The organism is Rhizobium sp. NFR07 (genome assembly GCF_900111905.1).
GTDB lineage: Bacteria > Pseudomonadota > Alphaproteobacteria > Rhizobiales > Rhizobiaceae > Neorhizobium.
On the sequence record NZ_FOKM01000003.1, the window covers coordinates 125,171 to 143,492 of the forward strand.

Genomic DNA, 18,322 nt, shown 5'->3' on the forward strand with positions numbered 1-18,322 from the left:
CTCGAAATTGCTGCAATGCAGCTTAATTTCGAAACTGCGCATTTAAGCGAGTGAACGAGGAAGCTTTTCATGGTCTTACCCCAGTCCGCCCGTCTGCACCGCATGCTCGGCTATATCGGATGGCCGCTTGCTCTTCTGTTTCTCTGGGACCTGGCCGTCACGCTGGCCTATGTCTACCTCCCCCACCCCTGGCTCAACCTGCCCGTTCTGCCGATGAGCCTGCTCGGCTCGGCGCTCGCCCTGTTTCTCGGCTTCCGCAACAACAATGCCTATAACCGCTGGTGGGAGGCCCGCACGCTGTGGGGCGCGATGGTGAATGCCTCGCGCTCATTCGCCCGCGAGGTCTATTCGCTGATCGACGACCGGCCGGAGAGCCGTCACCTGCGCCGCACGCTGGTAACGCGCCAGATCGCCTATGTGCATGCCCTGCGCTGCCATCTGCGCAGCCAGAAATCCTGCGAGGAGATCGATGAATTTCTGCCCGAGGATGAAGCGGAAAAGGTGCGCGGCTTCAACAACACGCCGAACGCGATCTTGAACGGCAGCGCGGCGATGCTGGCGGAAGCCGAGAGCAAAGGCTGGATCGACAGCTATCGTCGGATCCAGATCGAAAGCCTGCTCGTCGACATGAGCAATGCGCAGGGTGGCATGGAGCGGATCAAGAACACGCCGTTGCCGCGCGAATACGCCTATTATCCGACGCTGTTCGTACATGCCTTCTGCATTCTCCTGCCGATCGGCCTCGTCGATACGCTGACGATCTACACGCCGCTTGCCTCCACCGTGGTCGGCTTCATGCTGCTTGCCATGGACAGGATCGGCGCCGACCTCCAGGACCCGTTTGCCAACCGCGCCCATGACGTGCCGCTGTCCTCGATCTGCCGTACGATCCAGATCGATCTCGAACAGCTGATCGGCAAGCCCAAGCCGGCAACGCCGCTCAAGCCGGTCGGGAATGTTCTTTGGTAATCTTGCAAGGAAAAACGCCCGGCTTCGTGCCGGGCGTTCTGTTTGATCCGTGTCTTTCCGTTTCGTTCAGGCAGCCTCGGTCTTTGCGAAATCCGTCGAGACGGAGATGCTGCGGAAACGTTCCAGAATGGCTTTGTCGGAAGCGATCTTGGCTTCGATGGCGGCGACCGTGTCGCTGCCGAGCGGCAGGCGGACAGGCGGGTTCTCCATGTCGACGAAGTCGATGAGCACCGAGGCAAGACGGTCCGGATTGCCCGGCTGGTTGCGGCTGATGACCTTTGCCTTTTCACGCACCGCGCCCCGAGGTCTGCGCGTAGTCTTCGATCACCACCGGGCTGGTGGAAAGCGAGTTTCCCTCCAGGAAATCCGTGCGGAAATAGCCGGGCTCGACGGCGGTGGCATGGATGCCGAGCGGCGCGACTTCATCAGCCAGCGCTTCGGTCAGGCCTTCCACGGCAAACTTTGCAGAGGAATAGACGCCAAAGCCGGCAGCACCGCGATATCCGCCGACCGACGAGAAGTTGAGGATATGGCCGGCGCGCTGGCGGCGCATATGGGGCAGCACGGCGCGGGTGACGGAAAGAAGACCGAAGACATTGGTGCGGAAGATCGCTTCGACTTCCTGCCCGGTTGCTTCCTCGACCGCGCCGAGCAGGCCGAAGCCGGCATTGTTGACGAGAACGTCGATGCGACCGAAAAGGGTGACGGCGGCTCTTGCGGCCTCATGGGCCTGGGCCTCGTCGTTGACATCTAGTGCGACGGGCAGAAGGTTGGGATGATTGCCGAGGCGCTCGATGACCGTCTGCGGGTTGCGGGCAGTGGCAACGACATTGTCGCCCTTGGCGAGCGCCTTTTCGGCGATGAGAGCACCAAAACCGCGGGATGCTCCAGTGATGAACCATGTACGCATGAGAATCTCCTATTTGTCATCTGAGACGTCGAAGCCGTCGACCACCGGCGGCTTGAGGAGAGTTCTACGCCCGGAACGTTCCTGAGATAATCGACTCGATTGTCCTCGGCTTAGTGAATACAATTCAGCAATGCGGATCATTGCCCCTACCGACCTGACACCCTTCCTGGCGCTTGCGCGGCACAAGAGCTTTCGGCGCGCAGCCGACGAACTCGGATGCACGCCGTCGGCACTCAGCCATGCGATGAAGGCGCTGGAAGAGCGGATGGACCTGCGCCTGTTCAACCGAACGACCCGCAGCGTGGCGCTGACGGAGGCCGGAGAACGCTTGCTTGCCCGCGTGGCGCCGGCCTTCCGCGACATCGAGGATGCGCTCGATGACCTCAACAATTTTCGCGGCACGCCTGTCGGGCGGCTGAGGATCAACGCATCACGCCCCTCGGCGCGCATGGTGCTCCTACCGCTCGCCGCGCGCTTTCTTGCAAACCATCCACGCATCGGCATCGAGATCGTCATCGACAACGAGTTCGTCGACATGGTTTCGGAGGGTTTCGACGCCGGCGTGCGCTTCGGCGAGACGGTCGCGCAGGACATGATCGCCGTGCCGATCGGGCCGAGGCAAAGAACCGCGATCGTCGCCACGCCGGACTTTTTCGAAACCCATGCGAAACCGACGACACCCGAACAGCTGAAGTCCCTGCCCTGCATCGGCTACCGTTTCGGCTCCGGCCGGCTTTATGCCTGGGAGTTCGAGCGCGGCGGCGTGGAACTTTCCGTCGAGGTGGACGGCCCGCTTGTCCTCGACGATCAGGACATGATGGTGGATGCGGCACTTCTGGGCAGCGGCATCGCCTTCACCTTCGAGGATCAGATAAAGGATCTGGTGAAAGAAGGTAGGCTCGTGCGCGTGCTGGAGGACTGGTGTCCATATTATTCCGGCTTCTATCTCTACTATCCGAGCCGCCGCCAGATGCCGGCGGCGCTGAGAGCGTTCGTCGATTTCGTCAGGGCTTGATGGTGCGGCAAGTTTGCAGGCCTCGGCTGCAAGGTGGCCATGAACTTGTTTAGAACACATTGGCCTCCTATGTAGCTGTCATCGGCATTGCTGATGAGCGCTGAAAACCTTCGCCGCTCGCAAATGCCGCCGCTGCTTCAGCTTTTGACCATGGATGTACCGGCACTGGTTGATAAGGCAGCGATGAGAGAGGTCGGAGCAATATAGCCCCGGCCTTTTTTCGTCTCTCGGCTACCCCGAAAGAAACCCATGAACAAAAAAGATCCGCAGTTGCTGCTCAAGCGAGCAGTGCGACAGCACGCGAATACGAGTGGGGGCGGCCATCTCGGCGGCACCAATCACGGGCAGGGTTACGACGCCAAGACAACGTCCGGCGCAAACGCACCGAAGCGCCGTAGCGGCAAGGCCTGATCCTCAATTCAAGCTTCGGAAAACCAGCGCCCCGCGGCTTCATCTGCGGGGCATTTTTTCTTTGTCTCACCCGCAGATCATAAATCATTTTGGAACAATTCCGTCGCTTGCGCGATGGTTAAGAAAGGAGTTTTCAATGGACAGGAAAATGGTAGAGGCCACAGTGAAGGTCGACGGCACCCGCATTCCGGTGGGACTGATGAACGTAGGCCAGGCACTGGAACTGCCGCGCGAAAGCGGCATGCGGTTCAGCCACCCGGACGGCATGGCCGGCGAAACGGAGCACCTGCTCACCCGTAACGAACTTGCTTCGCTGGTGGAGCAGAGGGCGTCTTAAAGTCCCGCTTCGATAAATTAGCATAATTCAAATCGGACAAGCGGACGGTTTGATGGTAGCTTTGCTTGTCGAAGAGAAACTCTCTCGGTTGAACCGTAAGGAGCCTGCCGTGAGTTCGGTCATACCCGTCGGTTTTTCCCTCGAATGGAGCTATCCGGTCATCGTCAGAGACGGCGAGATCAAGGATAGGTCCATTTGCGGCCCAAGGGCCGCGTTGAAATACCTGCACAATGATCTGACGATCCGTTCCGGCCGCACCTACTGGCGGGCGGTGGATGCGTGCAACGACGCGCTGCGATATCGCGGCGATATCGATGACGCCCGCAATTCCTTCATCGCCGCCTATGCCGAATGCATGACCAAGCTCAGCATTCACTGAGCCATTTTCCATCATTCGAGTTCGATGCTCACGCGGGCAGGAGCCCGGAACTGTCTTCTGCGGCAGCGCAGCTCATCAGATAATCAAGAACGTCGACCAGTCCGGTCCGCGTCCGGATCATGTCGGCCGGAACTGCGCCGAGAGCACGGTTGTGACGTCCAAGCCATGACCTTGCCGCCTCCTCTTCACCCACGCCCATGGCGTGGAGATTTCGAAACACGCCAATCAGCAGCAGCGCCCTTTCAAACGGCTCCGAGCCCTTTTCGAGCAGATGATCCAGACACTGCATGCGCTGGACGGACACCTCCTGCAGACCGAGAATTTCAGCCAGCGCATGATCATCGATGCCCAGCAGTGCCGCAGCCGTGGTAGCGGCCCTGGTCACGACCTGCATTTCGGAGACGACCGGGCGTGATCTTTCCTTGGGCATCGGGGTTGGCTGCGCTCATGTTCCAGCGGTTGAGGGTCCGGCCATTGTCGGGGCGAAGTCGCCGGCAAATTGCCTCGACGCATGGGCCTCCATAGCGTGCCCCGATCAAAAGCGCTATCGTCACCGCCGACGCGCCATTCCCGCATTTCGAGGACCGAGGATGCCTTCATCCGAACTGCTGATCGCATTCTTCCTGACGACTGCGGTGTTTGCCTATATCCCCGGCCCGGCCATGCTCTATGCAGCGGCCCAGACGCTGGCGCGCGGGCGGCGCGGCGGGCTTATGGCGACGCTCGGAATCCATATCGGATGCTACGTGCATGTGATCGCTGCAGCTGCCGGCCTGTCTATTCTCTTCCATGCGGTGCCGACGGCCTATCTCGCCGTCAAGCTGATCGGCGCGGGCTATCTGATCTGGCTCGGGATTTCGCTGTTTCGGGCTCGTGCAGGCGGAGACGCCGGCCTGCCCGCCCTGACGCAGAAATCAGCCCGGCGGGCATTCTGGAGAGTGTCAAGGTCGAGATCCTCAATCCGAAGACCGCGATCTTCTTCATGGCCTTCCTGCCGCAATTCGTCGATGCGTCGGCAAGCTTTCCGGTCTGGCTGCAATTCCTCATCCTGGGGGCGATCGTCAATCTGATCTTTTCCTCGGCGGACCTGGTTTGCGTGCTTCTGGCCGGCGCGATCCTCGGCCGCCTGAAGAGTTCCGGAACCGTCCAGCGGATGATGCAGCGCGCCGGCGGAACCATCCTGATAGGGCTCGGCACGCATCTGGCGCTGCAGCGCAACTGATCCGCCGTCAAACGCAAAACGGCTGGAGACCCTGAGGCCCCAGCCGCTTTGAAGGGTGTGCCGGAAAGCCGCCCGAAGCAGCTTTCCGCACGACTTGTGTCAGATCAGACGACGGTGACCGGAACTTCGGTCGAGGTGCGCATGGCGTGGCTGTAGGGGCATACGATATGCGCCTTGGCGACGAGGTCTTCAGCCTGCGCCTTGTCCATGCCCGGGATATCGACCGCGAGCGAGACTTCGATGCCGAAGCCGGTGCCGTCTTCGCGCGGGCCGATGCCGACGGTGGCGGTGACCTTGGCGTCTTCCGGGATCTTGACCTTTTCCTTGGCTGCTACGGCCTTCAGCGCGCCGAGGAAGCAGGCGGAATAACCGACCGAGAAAAGCTGTTCCGGGTTGGTGCCGGTTGCGCCGTCGCCGCCGAGCTCCTTCGGAACGGTGAGCGTGACGTCGAGAACGCCGTTTTCAGAAGCGCCATGGCCTGCGCGGCCGCCGGTGGCAGAACCCTTGGTGGTGTAGAGGATAGGCATGTCCATATTCCCTTCAAAATAGTTGAGTGCAATTCAATTGCGCACAATAGACTTACGCACATTGCATTCCATCGTCAAGCCTGCGAGAATGAATTATGGGAAAGATAGAGCACAGTTCGATGAAGACAGGGGTTTCGCGCCGGAAAAACTCACCCGCCAACACCATTCCCGGCATGGCCGCCGGACTGGATGCGATGCTGTGCTTTGCCATTTACGGGGCCGCGCACGCTTTTACCCGCGCCTACAAGCCGTTGCTCGAACCGCTCGGGCTCACCTATCCGCAATATCTGGTCATGATGGCGCTCTGGTCGGAGGACGGGCAGAAGGTGAAGACACTCGGCGACCGGCTGGGGCTCGATTCCGGCACGCTGTCCCCCCTTCTCAAGCGGCTCGAACAATCCGGCCTCGTCGCCCGCAAACGCGACCCGGAAGACGAGCGGCAGGTGAAGATCACGCTGACGCCGCAAGGCCTGGCATTGAAGGAAAAGTCCGACGGCGTGATGACCGCGATCGGCAAGGCGACGGGCTGCAGCCTGGACGAGGTTTCGGCGCTGAGGGAGGCGCTGGTGGGGTTGAAGGACAGACTGGAGGGGGCGGGAGACAAATAGGGTCTCAAACCATAGGAAGACAGCGGCCTATTCCCGCCTCCAATTGACGACAGCGAACGTCTTGGCGTTCTGCCGAGGCATGTTCAGAGGAGCACTTGTCAGCGTCATCCTGTCGCCGGATATGTCGCAAAATCTCACCTGATCGGTCCCCACCCAGGGTTCGAACCAGGCGATGTCAACGGTAGTGACAAGCCTATTGGGCGGCTCAACCCTGTAGTGCCCCGAATAGGCCAGCATCGAGCGGAAAGCATCTGCCTCATCGAGGCCGGCCTCGTGAGATACGCGTCGTTCCGACGTAATCATGGCGAACATGCGCCCGCCGGGGTCAAACATTACCGTTCCGGACGGGCGATCGCCCCAAGGCTGGGTTCGCTTGCCCGTTGCACAGTCCTCGACGTGAAAGGACTCGATAATCCAGACGCCGGCCAAATCTTCGGTCTGCATGGGCAACCTTCCAGTTAGCCTTTGCGACGACCCACATTAGCCCTGATCAAACGCCAGCGCGACAAGAAACGCTGGCGTCCGTGCTGTTCGGTCAGGCGATGCTTTTACTGCCACACGACCACCCGCGCCTTGTTCGGCACGCGGTCGTAGAGGTCGATGATGTCCTGGTTCATCAGGCGCACGCAGCCCGAGGAGACGGCCTTGCCGATGGAATTCCATTCCGGCGAGCCGTGCAGGCGGTAGAGCGTGTCCTGGCCATTCTGGAAGATGTAGAGCGCGCGGGCGCCGAGCGGGTTGGTCAGGCCCGGCGGCATGCCGCCGTTGGCGGCCGAATATTTGACCAGTTCCGGCTGGCGGGCGACCATTTCGTTCGGCGGGGTCCATTTCGGCCACTTCTGACGCCACTGGATGACGCCCTCGCCGCTCCAGGCAAAGCCCTCGCGACCGATGCCGACGCCGTAGCGCATCGCCGAACCGCCCGGCTCGACCAGGTAGAGGAAACGCGACGGGGTATCGACGACGATCGTACCGGGGCGTTCGCCGGTCGGGTCGACCACACGCTGGCGATAATAGCGCGGGTTGATCTTCTGATACGGGATGGCCGGAATGACATAACCGCCGTCGACCACCGTGCCGTACATCTGCGCGGCATCCGAATCGCTGCCGCCAAGCATGTCGGGCAGACGCAGGCCGGCGCCTTCGCGATAGGAAATCACGGTTCCGCCGGAGCCGGGCGTGGTCGAAGCACAGCCGGCAAGCGCCGACGCGGCACCTACGCCGAGAGCTGACAGAAAGCCGCGGCGGGAGAGAGAATTGTCGAAGATCATGTCAGGAAGAACCATTCGAGAGGGACACGTTGACGCAAAGCTTAATCGAACGATGTCGAAGACGAAAGGTTCCCATCGACCATGCTCGCCTCTGAACAGATAGGGCTGCGATAAATCCGCAACTATCACAAATGCGACACGGCCGCTCACGGACGCGGGAGCAGCGCGTGGAATGCCAATGTTTGCAGGAGGACCAAGGCTGCTCAGGCGACTTCGGAAGACGTTACATGACGACGATCGGCGTGCCGTTCGGGACGCGGTCGAAGAGGTCGATGACATCCTGGTTCAGCATGCGCACGCAGCCCGACGAGGTCGCCTTGCCGACGGACTGCCAGTCCGGCGTGCCGTGGACGCGATAAAGCGTGTCCTTGCCGTCCTTGTAGATGTAGAGCGCGCGGGCGCCGAGCGGGTTGTTGAGACCGGGTGTCGCGCCGCCCTGGGCGGCTGCAAACTGGCGCAGGTCCGGCTGGCGGTCGACCATGTCCTGCGGCGGGGTCCAACGCGGCCATTTCGCCTTGCGCTGGATGATGCCGCGGCCGGACCAGGCAAAGCCCGCCTTGCCGAGGCCTACGCCATAACGCATGGCCTTGCCGTTTGGCTGGACGAAATAGAGGTAATGGGCGCGGGTATCGACGACGATCGTGCCGGGCGCCTCGCTGGTCTGGTAGTTGACCTCGGCGCGGAGGAAGCGGGCGTCGACACGGGATACCGGAATGGCCGGCAGCGTGTGGCCGTCGTCACGCATCACGTCATACATCGTGCGATGCACGGGATTGGTGACCGGCAGGCCGTAGGTCTGGTGGAAATCGCTCGGGTAGAGCTGGCGCCGATGGGGAATGGCGCCGGGCATGGGCGGCGGCTGGTTCGTCGGCGGATCCTGATATTCCGGGACGGCGAAGACGGGCGCCGTCTCCTGCACGAAGACATCAGGGTTCATGCGGCTCGTATCGGTGACGAAGAGCGGCTGGCAGCCGGCAAGCGCAGTCGCTGCGGCGAGAACGGCGGCAAGGCCCGCGGTGCGGCGGTACGATGAAACGTTTTTCGGCATGGAGACCCACTTCGGCAGACATTATCTGCGGCCAATCTGGCAGGCCGCGCTGGCGCGAGGCTGGAGCGGACGGACGATCGCGGCACCAGGCACGACATCCCCGGCAGGTTGTAGATCTCCAACATGTTTAATCAAATTTAAATTCAGTGCGGCTAATTTTAGCACGACGGTGCCGGAGGATCAGCCGCGATGTGAGCGGCGACGACTGTCATGTATTCTTCCAGACGGCCATTCCCAAGCACAGCGGCAGCTTTTCGCATGACCCTGAGGGATTGCCCCTTCCCATAGGACGCGAAATGCAATTTCTCGAAAACGAAAGGATCCGCACGAAGATCGTGTCGGTAATCGCCCTGATGGGCGCGATCGCCTTTGCCGGCCTCGTTTATGTCAGCATGCAGTTCAAGAATGCTGATACCGGCTATTCCAACTTCATCACCCATGAAAGCATGGCCGCCACCCTGAACGCGCGCGCCACCGGCGGCCTCTTGCAGATGGGCCTGCAGCTCGGCCTGATGCTGGTCAACGATCCGGCCTCGCCGGAATTCGCCGCCGCCGTCAAGAAATACGAGGGCGACCGTGCGCTGATGAAGGAGCGCGTCGGCATGACCGCGCAGCTCGTGCCATCGCGTGGCCCCGCCGTCGAAGGCATGCTGAAGGCGATCGACGAATTCGACCAGCTCGGCATGAAGGTGATCTCGCTCGCCAAGGAAGGCCAGGCAATTCAGGCCCGCGCATCGATGCGTGAAGCCGGCGCCAAGGTCATGGAAGGCCTGCCGCTGTTTGCCAACGGCAATGACGAGCTGATGAAGGCCGTCGATACCGGCACCGCGGAACTTCGCAACGACACGAACAGCACGATCCTGACCGGCCTCGTGGCCCTCGGCGTGTCGCTGGTCGTGCTCATCATTCTCGGCCTCTTCGTCGCCTCGCGCGGCATCACCGGCCCGATCGCCCGCCTCAGCGCTCGCATGACGGAGCTTGCCGGCGGCGAGAACAGTCGCGAGATCCCGGGCCTTGCCCGCCGCGACGAGATCGGCACGATGGCGCAGGCCGTCCAGGTGTTCAAGGACAATGCGCTGAAGACCGAAGCGCTGGAGCGCGAGGCGGAAGCCCAGCGCAGCCAGACGGAAGAACAGCGCCAGCGCAATGCCGAACAGGAACGCGCCCGCGCCGAAGCCATGGCGGAAGCGACCAACGGTCTCGCCAGCGGCCTGAAGCATCTGTCGGCCGGCGACCTCTCCTTCCAGCTCGACCGTGCCTTCGCCCAGGATTTCGAAAGCCTGCGCGCCGACTTCAACGCCGCCGTCAGCCAGCTGCGCGGTACGCTCGGTTCCGTCGCCCAGGCGACCAGCTCGATCGATAGCGGTTCGCGCGAGATCAGCCAGAGTGCCGACGACCTGTCGAAGCGCACCGAACAGCAGGCCGCCTCACTGGAAGAAACTGCAGCCGCTCTCGACCAGATCACCACCAACGTGGCGAACTCGTCCAAGCGTGCCGAGGAAGCCCGTACCGTCGCCATCCAGGCCAATGACAGCGCCCGCCAGTCTGGTGCCGTCGTTGCCAATGCGGTCAACGCAATGGAGCGGATCGAGGAATCCTCCGGCCAGATCGGCAACATCATCGGCGTCATCGACGACATCGCCTTCCAGACCAACCTTCTCGCCCTGAATGCCGGCGTCGAAGCCGCGCGTGCTGGCGAAGCCGGCAAGGGTTTTGCGGTCGTCGCGCAGGAAGTGCGTGAACTCGCCCAGCGCTCCGCCCAGGCGGCGAAGGAAATCAAGGACCTGATCGGCAAATCTTCCGTCGAGGTCGAGACAGGCGTCAAGCTGGTCAGCGAGACCGGCGCAGCGCTGAAGACGATCGAAGGCTATATCATCACGATCAACCAGCACATGGATGCAATCGCGACGTCGTCGCGCGAGCAGTCGGTCGGCCTGGCGGAAGTCAACACGGCCGTCAACCAGATGGACCAAGTGACCCAGCAGAACGCGGCCATGGTGGAAGAAGCCAACGCCGCCGGTGCGACGCTTGCCAATGAATCCGCCCGCCTGCGCGATCTCATCGCACAGTTCCAGCTCGGCACCGGCGCATCGTTGCAGAGTGCTGCGCTACGCCAGACGGCCTCGGTCATGTCGGCAACACAGCGCTCGGCGCCGGTTGCCTCCCCTGCCCGCGGCATGGTCAGCAAGATCGCCCAGGCCTTCGGTGGCGGCAGAAGCGCCGCCGCTGCGGCTCCTTCCGCCTCGGCCGACAGCTGGGAAGAATTCTGATCTGCAAAGATCATCATCGATGACGGAAAGGCGGGGTGCAGACCCCGCTTTTTTTGTCGGGCTGGTCAGGACGCGCAGCGCTCGCCGGCGGCGTGACCATCGATCGGGGATCCGGGCGGAAATTCGTTGGCGATATCGGCCAGCGTCACGCCGGCAAAGCGGGTCAGCAGGAGTTGTTCCGCCTCCGCGAAAACGCTCTTCAGGGTACTGTTGACCGCCTGCTCGATCGGGCAACCGGGCATGTCATATGCGGGGCCGACGGCAAAGACGGATGGCTCACCGACGGCGCGGTAGATATCGAGAAGCGTCAACTCCTCCAGTGGCTTCGCAAGCCTCCAGCCGCCGCCATGGCCCTTTTCGGAACGGACATAACCCTCATCCCTCAAGCCAGCCATCGTGCGGCGGATGACGACCGGATTGGCGTCGAGCATGCGTGCGATCATGTCCGATGTCATGGCCCCGTCGTGCCGGCCCATATGGACCAGAACATGCAGCATGCGGGAAAGCCGGCTGTCCTGCCGCATCTCGATAATCCTTGCTTCCGATCACCCACGCCCAGACGAAGGCCTGATCTCCCCTAGCACGCCACCGCAGTTACGTCACAACAAAAGTTGCATGACCATTGACTTCGACAAATCACGCAACTTATGTTGTGACAAGAAACACAGGAGCATGGCATGGACAATCCAATTCATGACGTCATCATCATCGGCGGGAGCTATGGCGGCCTTTCCGCCGCTTTGCAGCTTGCCCGCGCCAGACGCGACGTGCTGATCATCGACGAAGGCAAGCGCCGCAACCGTTTTGCCAGCCATTCGCACGGTTTCCTGACGCAGGATGGTGTCGATCCGGCTGTCATTGCTGCCGATGCCCGCGCGCAGGTGATGGAATACAGGACGGTGAACTGGCTTTCAGCGCGAGCCGACAGTACCGCGCGCATCGAGCCAACCGATGGGTCCGGCGCAAATTTCGAGGTCATGACCAACGGCCGCAAGCATCTCGCACGCCGGCTGCTGCTGGCGACGGGGGTGAAGGATATCCTGCCTAGGATCACAGGGCTCGAGGAGCGCTGGGGAAAGGCCGTTTTCCATTGCCCCTATTGCCACGGGTATGAGCTGGACCAGGGCCGGATCGGCGTCATCGCGGGATCAGAACTCTCCATGCACCACGCGCTGATGCTGCCCGACTGGGGGCCGACGACATTCCTTATCAACGGTGCTTTCGAACCGGATGCGGAGCAGCTTGAAAGTCTTGCAGCGCGCGGCGTGACGGTCGAGCGCTGCCCGATCGAGGCGATCACTGGCCATGCCGACATCCTGCTTGCCGATAGACGCACCCTGCCCTTTGCGGGCCTGTTCACACTGACACCCTTCGAAATGTCCAGCCCGATCGCCCAGGAGCTCGGTCTCGACTTCGAGGAGGGGCCTGTCGGCTCGGTGATCAGGACCGATGCCATGAAGGAAACCAGCATGCCCGGCGTTTTTGCCTGCGGCGACGCCGCCCGACCCATGGCCTCGGTGGCCCTGGCCGTTGGTGACGGCAATCTCGCCGGCGCCGGGCTGCACCGATCGCTGATGTTCGGCACGGTCTGACGAAGCGGTCGGCGCAGATCAGCCGAACCGGTTAAAGAAGCGGATGCTTTCATCGACCGCGCCCGGAACGACACCGTTGTGGGTGCCGGGAAGCAGGGCCTTGTCGATAGCTAGACCGGCAGACCGGGCGCGCTCGATCAGCAGCAGGTGATCCTGATCATAGGGGTTCTCCTGCGCACCACGCAGCAGAAGCGTCGGGCATTTCAGGCTCGGCGCGAAGCAGACAGAGGAGCGCATGACGAATTCCTGCGGGTTCGACGTATCGAAGCGGAGATCGTCGCGAAAGCGGTCGAAGAAGCGCCACGCATTGACACTGGCGGAGATCGGCACCGCGGCCCTGAACGGCCTTGCCATGGCGCAGAGCAGCGCCATGGTGCCGCCATTGCTGTGACCGGCGAGGAACAGGCGGTTCCGGTCGATACCCGGCAGGTTTTCGAGAAAAGCGGCAGCCGCCAGCGCATCGCCCGTCTCGTCATAAAAGCCGGAGAATATGCCTTCCTGGCCGTTCTCGCCGCGGAATGACGGGAGCAGCACGACAAAGCCGGCGTCCCGATAAGGTTTCATCAGTTCCCAGTGGCCGTCGCCTGTGGCGTTTCCGCCATGCAGAAAGAGCACCGCGGGCCGGAGCGTCCGGGACGGCTCGTATTGCGAAAGCCAGGCGACCAGATCGATCGATCCGTCCGGCCCCCCGCGATAGGTGACGCGCTGCGCACCCGGCGGCGTGCCGAGCGGTTGGGAGGCCTCGGGGGCCGGGCCTGACCTGATAAGATGGGTGGTGAAATTTAGGCGGGCCCTGCCGTAGTCCTCACGCGACAGCGGCGGAACCGGGGGAATGGCATAGGGTGCCGCTCTGCCGCCGGAAGGCGCCAGCAACGCGGCGATGCCTGCGAGAAAACTCCTGCGACCCAACATTTTAACCTCACCATCCGCTGCCGGCGCCCCGACCATTCGGAGGCAAACGGGAAAGACGCAACCTCTGCCTGTACGGCGAAATCAGAGCGAAGTAGAAAAACAACCCAGCATTGACGAGGCTGAGCCCAATACTTTGAAAACACTTCCAAATAGAAGAAAATTCAAATGTAGTTTATCTAAAATTAGCGTTTTTTTTCGCTTAATTCTCTGGCGCGGAGATGACCGCTTCAGAGGATTTCGACTACATGACTAACATGACCATCAAGCGGCCGTTGTGGATGACTATAACGGGCTGCGGCTTTGCGGCCGTCTTGTTCGCCAGTGCGGCCATCGGTGGCCTTGCCTGGTACCAGCAGGCCGACATGAACGACAAGGCGCTCTACAGCAAGGCAGCCAGCGATCTCGACGTCATCCAGACCGACATGGCGGCAATCCAGCGCTCGGCATCGGCACTCGCCCTCGTACTGGCCGGCGAGCCGGACATGCCGAACTACATCCGCAACAACGACCGCCAGGGCCTCCTCGACAAGTTCTCCAGGAACGTCAAGGAAATGGCCCAGACCGGCGGCCTGCAGATCATCACCATCGCCGATGCCAAGGGTGATGTCGTTGCCCGCGCCCATTCGCCGGAAAAGTTCGGTGACAATGTCATGGGTCGCCGCAAGACGGTGCAGGCAGCGGTTTCCTCCGGCAAGCTTGCCGCCGGCATCGAGCCCGGCAAGGCCGGCATCGGCATCTATGCGGTCGCCCCTGTCATCGTCGATGGAACGGTAATCGGCGTCGTCGACATCGGCACTGAACTGTCCAACGCCTATTTCGCGCCGATCGCCGAGAAACTCGGTGCGGAGATCGCCGTCGATGTCCTTTCCGAGGGCAAGCTGGTCAACCAGTCCTCGACCGAGGGAGGTTCCTCCTTCCTGCCGGCAGAAACGGTTCAGGCTGCATTCGACGGCAAGCCCGTCTTCCATCAGGCCGTCCTCGAAGGTCGGGAGATGCTGATCAAGGCCGTGCCGTTCAACTCGTTCTCGGGCGACAAGCTCGGCGTGTTCGAAATCGGCACCGATGCGACCACGATCATGGCTGAAGCCCGCAGCGCGCTGTGGACGATGCTCGGCGTTTCCGTGCTCATCTCTCTCCTGGCTCTGGCCGGCTTCCTTCTCTTTGCAAAATCGCTCGGCAATGCCATCGGCCGCCTGACCGGCACGATGTCGCGACTGGCTTCGGGCGATCTGCGCGCCGAGATTTCCGGCGACGAGCGCCCCGACGAAATCGGCGCGATGGCGAAGGCCGTACAGGTGTTCAAGGACAATGCCCTCAAGGCACAGGCGCTGGAGCGCCAGGCCGAGGAACAGCGCAGCCAGACCGAGGAACAGCGCCAGCGCAATGCCGAACAGGAACGCGCCCGCGCCCAGGCGATGGCGGAAGCCACCAATGGCCTGGCGAGCGGCCTGAAGCATCTGTCGGCCGGTGACCTAACCTACACGCTGAACCGGCCGTTCGCCGACGACTTCGAAAGCCTGCGCGCAGACTTCAACGCAGCTGTCGAGCAGCTGCGCGGCACGCTCGGTTCCGTCGCCCAGGCGACGAGCTCGATCGATAGCGGTTCGCGCGAAATCAGCTAGAGCGCCGACGATCTGTCGAAGCGCACCGAACAGCAGGCCGCTTCGCTGGAAGAGACCGCAGCCGCTCTCGACCAGATCACCACCAATGTAGCGAACTCGTCGAAACGCGCGGATGAAGCCCGTACCGTCGCAATCCAGGCGAACCAGAGCGCCCGCAGCTCGGAATCGGTCGTTGCCAATGCGGTGGAGGCGATGAGCCGGATCGAGCAGTCGTCCAGCCAGATCTCCAACATCATCGGCGTCATCGACGACATCGCCTTCCAGACCAACCTTCTGGCTCTTAACGCCGGCGTCGAAGCGGCACGTGCTGGCGAAGCCGGCAAGGGCTTTGCGGTCGTCGCACAGGAGGTGCGCGAACTCGCCCAGCGTTCCGCCCAGGCTGCGAAGGAAATCAAGGATCTGATCGGTAAGTCTTCCGTCGAGGTCGAGACCGGCGTCAAGCTGGTCAGCGATACCGGCGCGGCGCTGAAGACGATCGAAGGGTATATCGTCACGATCAACCAGCACATGGACTCGATCGCCACATCGGCGCGCGAGCAGTCGGTTGGTCTTGCCGAGGTGAACACCGCCGTCAACCAGATGGACCAGGTGACCCAGCAGAACGCGGCCATGGTGGAGGAAGCCAATGCCGCCGGTGCGACGCTTGCCAATGAATCCGCCCGCCTGCGCGACCTCATCGCACAGTTCCAGCTCGGCGGAACCTCGATGCAGACGGCAGCCCTTCGCCAGACGGCTTCGGCAATGTCGGCCCCGGTTGCCTCCGCCTCGCACCGCTCGGCGCCGGTCGCCTCTCCTGCCCGCGGCATGGTCGGCAAGATCGCCCAAGCCTTCGGTGGCGGACGCAAGGGCGCGGCTGCGGCGGCTCCTTCGGCAGACAGCTGGGAAGAGTTCTGATCGGACTACGGTTCGCGAACAACAAGAAGGCGGGAGCGCTAACGCGCTCCCGCCTTCTGCTTTTTAAAGGTCGTCTGCCGGAGCGGAGTTCAGTGGGTGCGGATACCGATACGGAACTCGCCGGATTGCTGCCCCATGTTCTGGCGGGCACCCTCGACGGCCTGGACCAGCCCCTCCAGTGCCGCATTGGCTTCTGCCTCAGCCTTCACCTTGGCATCGGGCGCCAGATCGAACATCTGTGGCACGTTGGCCTGCAATGCCTTCGACTGGAAATCCCTGAGCGCACCCCGCACCGTTGCGAGATCGCCCGCTCCCTCGGCAATTATCTCGGTTTCGACGACAGGTGTGGCAGGCTGAGCAGGTGGAGCTACCGCAACAGGGGCCGACGACGGCGCCCCCTCGTATTTCTCGATGAACTTGTGCAGGGTTTCACAGCGCCAGGGCAGGAATGCCTTTTCCAATGCCGGTGAAAGGCCTCCATTTTCGTCGACGTGGACGAAACCGTTGTCTGCAGGCCACTCGATGCCGGGCGCGATTTCTACACCCGCGCCACCCGAAGGAGCCGTGAGCCTGTGACAGCCTGCGCAGCTCAATGCTTCCGCCCGCGCAAGAATATGCTTCGGCTCCAGCTTCCAATTTGCCGGAAGGTGGTATTTCTTCAACTCGGCTTCGATGCCCGCCTTCACATCGCCTGACGCAGTCCTCGTGATTTCATCGACCACGGTTCCCTGCGAGATGCTCTCGAAATCGTTGAACTTGTCGTCGAACAGAGCGCTGAGACGATTGATCAACTCAATGGCGTCCGGTTTGGGCTGGTTATTCGCTTCCGCCTCGAGATCCAGATCGATCAGTTGCCGCACGTTGCCGAGGGAAAACCGCATTTTGAAGTCCGGTCGAAGGTCGGCAAAACGTTGCCGTCGGCCGTGATCGGACCCATCCGTCGAAAGCGGCGCGTCACCGTAGAATTCGGGGACGGGATTGGACTTCACCGTATCGGGGACAAAGCTGGTACCCGTCGCGGTGGGCTGGCTCCGCCATTCCCGCAGCATCCACGGGTTTCCATTTTTATCGCCATCCGTCATGAACAGGTTGCCGCGCACCTGGCCAAAGGGCACGCCATAATGCTTGTTGTGGACGACGGGCGCTGTTGGCAGCCCACCATCACCCAGATCGCCGAAGGAGTAGAAGCCTTTCAGCGCGTTGGTGAGTTCGCCGACAGTCTTGCCCGACAGCCCCTTCCAGAATTTGGCGATCCGGAGACATCCGGCCACGCCGTTATTCGGATCAGGATTGTCCACCGCCGCCTCAAAGATCAGGAAGAAGCGATTGTCGCCGTCCTCGCCATTCCCCAAGGCGTAGACAACCCGCTGCTCGCCGCAATGATCAAAGCTTGCAGGCACGAGGTCGAGGCGATTGAAGATCGCGACAGGATGCAGATCCTTCAAAAGCTGCTCCGGCGTCAGCGCCGCTTCGTTCGGCCGCTGGGTGGCGTTGTTGACGATGCCCTCGCGATTGACGCGGGTCGTCTCCCAGAAGCTGTTGAGCAGGGTGGCCACCAGTTCCCGCTGGGCTTTGGGCGTGGAAACGGCATCCAGCTTCTTCTGTGCATCGGGATCATCCTTCGCGACCTCGATGGACGTCTGCAGCATGCGGGCGATGGTATCCTTGAAGCTGAACTTGCCGCTCTTGAATACTTCCGGATCGGTGATCACCACCATCCTTCGAAACTCGTCCTTAAGCTTGCCGTTCTCCATGGTACAGCGAGGTGCCGGCTGAGCTGCGGCGCTCGCGCAAAGCGCCAGGCCGACAGCCATAGAGACCCCGATTCTTTCGGCATTCCTGAATGCGCGCATCATCGTTACTCCCTCTCTTCAACACGGCGTTGCCGTTGCAACGTCACTGGCTTTGCCGGGCCGCAGGGTGCAGCATTGCGGGCACGCGCCCATCCGGCGGATGGGGCACGCGCCGGACCGGGCGGCGGCAGCGAAATTTCCGGCATCCGACCGGAAGACGGTGGGATTTGCGCTTCGAACCAATGGACAGGTCGGGAGGATTGCGGATCGACAGTGTCGTCGGATTGTCTGTCGCCGCGTGGTCATGGGACAGCGAAAGTATACGGCTGGACAGTGCGGCCTGCCGGAGTAAAGCTCGCACTGTAACTCGATACACAGAACAGGCTGAACCGCTGCCGCAGGCATGATCGCCCCCACCAACAATACAATTCAGGATTGTTTTATTAGCAATATCCACATCTTCTGTGACAGGCTCCAGCAGCCACGAAGACATATAGACCGAATTGCAGGTTCGCCCCGTCAGACGTCCGCCTCTGCGGACG

16 protein-coding genes and 3 pseudogenes are annotated in these 18,322 nt (G+C 61.9%); 10 read left to right on the plus strand and 9 right to left on the minus strand.

The annotated features are described in order from the left end of the window. The first annotated feature begins 69 nt into the window (after window positions 1-69). Complete coding sequence (locus BM216_RS07520; protein ID WP_092997391.1) at window positions 70-969, plus strand: bestrophin family protein; 900 nt, start codon at window positions 70-72, stop codon at window positions 967-969. 66 nt (window positions 970-1,035) lie between these two features. Here the strand turns inward: BM216_RS07520 and BM216_RS07525 are convergent. After that, a pseudogene (locus BM216_RS07525) lies at window positions 1,036-1,879 on the minus strand (SDR family NAD(P)-dependent oxidoreductase). 130 nt (window positions 1,880-2,009) lie between these two features. Between BM216_RS07525 and BM216_RS07530 the strand changes: the two are divergent. The 4 genes from BM216_RS07530 to BM216_RS07540 all read left to right on the plus strand — a co-directional run bounded on the left by BM216_RS07530 (window position 2,010) and on the right by BM216_RS07540 (window position 4,021). Further along, window positions 2,010-2,894: a LysR family transcriptional regulator gene (locus tag BM216_RS07530; protein ID WP_092997394.1), complete on the plus strand. Its 885-nt coding sequence runs from the start codon at window positions 2,010-2,012 to the stop codon at window positions 2,892-2,894. A 249-nt stretch (window positions 2,895-3,143) separates the two neighbouring features. After that, window positions 3,144-3,305, plus strand: a complete 162-nt coding sequence (locus BM216_RS33990; protein WP_177230731.1) for a hypothetical protein — start codon at window positions 3,144-3,146, stop codon at window positions 3,303-3,305. Between the two features lie 136 nt (window positions 3,306-3,441). After that, on the plus strand, window positions 3,442-3,642 hold the full coding sequence (locus BM216_RS07535) for a hypothetical protein (RefSeq protein ID WP_092997397.1): 201 nt from the start codon (window positions 3,442-3,444) through the stop codon (window positions 3,640-3,642). Window positions 3,643-3,751: 109 nt separating this feature from the next. Continuing rightward, a complete protein-coding gene (locus BM216_RS07540) occupies window positions 3,752-4,021 on the plus strand; it encodes a DUF982 domain-containing protein (protein WP_177230732.1) in 270 nt (89 codons plus the stop codon). Between the two features lie 28 nt (window positions 4,022-4,049). Here the strand turns inward: BM216_RS07540 and BM216_RS07545 are convergent, their stop codons facing one another. Next, complete coding sequence (locus BM216_RS07545; protein ID WP_244530115.1) at window positions 4,050-4,415, minus strand: MbcA/ParS/Xre antitoxin family protein; 366 nt, start codon at window positions 4,413-4,415, stop codon at window positions 4,050-4,052. 196 nt (window positions 4,416-4,611) lie between these two features. Here BM216_RS07545 and BM216_RS07550 point away from each other — a divergent pair. Continuing rightward, window positions 4,612-5,243: pseudogene (locus BM216_RS07550) on the plus strand (LysE family translocator). Between the two features lie 104 nt (window positions 5,244-5,347). On the opposite strand, the gene BM216_RS07555 reads toward BM216_RS07550, so the two are convergent. After that, the gene (locus BM216_RS07555) at window positions 5,348-5,770 is read right to left on the minus strand and encodes an organic hydroperoxide resistance protein (protein ID WP_092998446.1); all 423 of its coding nucleotides are present in this window, start codon (window positions 5,768-5,770) and stop codon (window positions 5,348-5,350) included. A gap of 173 nt (window positions 5,771-5,943) precedes the next feature. On the opposite strand from BM216_RS07555, the gene BM216_RS07560 reads away from it, so the two are divergent. Further along, window positions 5,944-6,378 (plus strand): MarR family winged helix-turn-helix transcriptional regulator, encoded by a 435-nt coding sequence (locus BM216_RS07560; RefSeq protein ID WP_092997406.1) that lies wholly within the window; start codon window positions 5,944-5,946, stop codon window positions 6,376-6,378. Between the two features lie 27 nt (window positions 6,379-6,405). Here BM216_RS07560 and BM216_RS07565 read toward each other — a convergent pair whose 3' ends face one another. The 3 genes from BM216_RS07565 to BM216_RS07575 form a co-directional block, all read right to left on the minus strand. Continuing rightward, entirely contained in the window at window positions 6,406-6,822 is a 417-nt protein-coding gene (locus tag BM216_RS07565) for a lipocalin-like domain-containing protein (RefSeq protein WP_092997409.1), read from the minus strand. Between the two features lie 104 nt (window positions 6,823-6,926). Further along, window positions 6,927-7,649 carry a L,D-transpeptidase family protein gene (locus BM216_RS07570; RefSeq protein WP_092998448.1) on the minus strand — a complete coding sequence of 241 codons (723 nt, stop codon included), beginning with the start codon at window positions 7,647-7,649 and terminating at the stop codon, window positions 6,927-6,929. 223 nt (window positions 7,650-7,872) lie between these two features. Next, window positions 7,873-8,697 carry a L,D-transpeptidase gene (locus BM216_RS07575; RefSeq protein ID WP_092997412.1) on the minus strand — a complete coding sequence of 275 codons (825 nt, stop codon included), beginning with the start codon at window positions 8,695-8,697 and terminating at the stop codon, window positions 7,873-7,875. 296 nt (window positions 8,698-8,993) lie between these two features. Between BM216_RS07575 and BM216_RS07580 the strand changes: the two genes are divergently transcribed. Next, window positions 8,994-10,967 carry a methyl-accepting chemotaxis protein gene (locus BM216_RS07580; protein ID WP_092997415.1) on the plus strand — a complete coding sequence of 658 codons (1,974 nt, stop codon included), beginning with the start codon at window positions 8,994-8,996 and terminating at the stop codon, window positions 10,965-10,967. A gap of 65 nt (window positions 10,968-11,032) precedes the next feature. On the opposite strand, the gene BM216_RS07585 is transcribed toward BM216_RS07580, so the two are convergent. Next, on the minus strand, window positions 11,033-11,491 hold the full coding sequence (locus BM216_RS07585; RefSeq protein ID WP_092997418.1) for an Rrf2 family transcriptional regulator: 459 nt from the start codon (window positions 11,489-11,491) through the stop codon (window positions 11,033-11,035). 153 nt (window positions 11,492-11,644) lie between these two features. Between BM216_RS07585 and BM216_RS07590 the strand changes: the two genes are divergently transcribed. Beyond that, window positions 11,645-12,559: an NAD(P)/FAD-dependent oxidoreductase gene (locus BM216_RS07590; RefSeq protein ID WP_092997421.1), complete on the plus strand. Its 915-nt coding sequence runs from the start codon at window positions 11,645-11,647 to the stop codon at window positions 12,557-12,559. A gap of 18 nt (window positions 12,560-12,577) precedes the next feature. Here the strand turns inward: BM216_RS07590 and BM216_RS07595 are convergent, their stop codons facing one another. Further along, complete coding sequence (locus BM216_RS07595; protein ID WP_092997424.1) at window positions 12,578-13,471, minus strand: alpha/beta hydrolase family protein; 894 nt, start codon at window positions 13,469-13,471, stop codon at window positions 12,578-12,580. A gap of 245 nt (window positions 13,472-13,716) precedes the next feature. Between BM216_RS07595 and BM216_RS33995 the strand changes: the two are divergent. Then, window positions 13,717-15,987 (plus strand): annotated as a pseudogene (locus BM216_RS33995) (methyl-accepting chemotaxis protein). 89 nt (window positions 15,988-16,076) lie between these two features. On the opposite strand, the gene BM216_RS07605 reads toward BM216_RS33995, so the two are convergent. Further along, window positions 16,077-17,840: a hypothetical protein gene (locus BM216_RS07605; RefSeq protein ID WP_143102749.1), complete on the minus strand. Its 1,764-nt coding sequence runs from the start codon at window positions 17,838-17,840 to the stop codon at window positions 16,077-16,079. Between the last annotated feature and the right edge of the window lie 482 nt (window positions 17,841-18,322).